1 protein-coding gene is annotated in these 1060 nt (G+C 52.0%); it reads left to right on the top strand.

Annotated features, from left to right (window positions below; genetic code table 11):
* Positions 1 to 638 precede the first annotated feature (638 nt).
* On the top strand, positions 639 to 1007 hold the full coding sequence (locus ACTG34_RS13825; RefSeq protein ID WP_439105445.1) for a response regulator: 369 nt from the start codon (positions 639 to 641) through the stop codon (positions 1005 to 1007).
* Positions 1008 to 1060: the final 53 nt, after the last annotated feature.

Here is a 1060-nt window from a genome sequence, read left to right as displayed (position 1 = left end):
GTCAATATTCAAGACGGTGATGTGATGGTTAGTGTCGGTGATCGCATCGTGTATGTGACGCCCGTCAAATGGAAAACGACGGATCAGTGAGCGTAAATCGCGCAGCACAATACGATCAATTTTTGCCGTCATCTCCGAGCGAGTAGTCATCCGATCCACAGACGCCTCCAGAGATCGCCCCACACATAACATACGATCAGATTTGAGATGAAGGGTGCAGCTGGCTTAGTCGCGTTTTTAGCATAAATTTGCGTCAATACGCTATAATTAAGCAAAATATACCAAAGCTCATTGGGCTAGAGATTTCCTTTACCTTTGGTCGCTGACACTCGTCCTAATACAATTATTGGGGCCGCTATGGATCACGTTTCGTCAAGCAATTTAACATTTGGGGACGCAGCGGTTGTTCTGGCGCAATTGCGCGCCTCACCCCCTGTTTGGCCATCCGCAGATGCGGTCGACTGCAGCGGTGTGCAACTGGTCATCGCCGCGATCAAGTCAGGTTTGGTGCCGCCAGAGGATCTCCTCACCGCACCTAATTTCCAAAATAAGCTAACTCAGTTGGGGATCGACGGTGATCTCCGTGAGTATGTGCGCGCCAATCTTGCGTCATCCTCTAGAGACAAGGAACAAGGCCAATGAGCAAAACTGTGCTCGTCGTCGACGATTCGCCCTCCGTCAGACAAATGATTTCCAATACGCTTCAGGGGGCTGGCTACGCGGTTGTGACAGCGTGCGATGGTCAAGAAGCTCTTGATGTGGCGGGCCGCGCGAGTCCTGACGCCGTCATCACGGATCAGAACATGCCAAATCTGGATGGTCTTGGATTTTGTCGCGCCTTTCGGGCGCGCCCCGAGCATCAGGGCGTTCCTGTGGTGTTTTTGTCCACAGAAAGCGAAGATATGATAAAAGCGAAAGCACGCGAGGCGGGCGCCATTGGTTGGATGGTCAAGCCGTTCAATCAACAAAAGCTGTTGGACGTCATGGCGCGTCTGGTGTCGCAATGATGGACGAAGATGCAAACGCAGTATTTATTGCCGAAGCTGAGGGACTGGTCGAG

This window comes from Celeribacter marinus (assembly GCF_965656515.1).
Taxonomy (GTDB): domain Bacteria; phylum Pseudomonadota; class Alphaproteobacteria; order Rhodobacterales; family Rhodobacteraceae; genus Celeribacter; species Celeribacter marinus_D.
This window is presented reverse-complemented; position numbering and strand designations above follow the sequence as displayed.

Bases quoted from the DNA above. Each gene is read 5' to 3' on its own strand.
- ACTG34_RS13825 (WP_439105445.1), top strand. From the start codon at position 639: ATGAGCAAAACTGTGCTCGTCGTCGACGATTCGCCCTCCGTCAGACAA.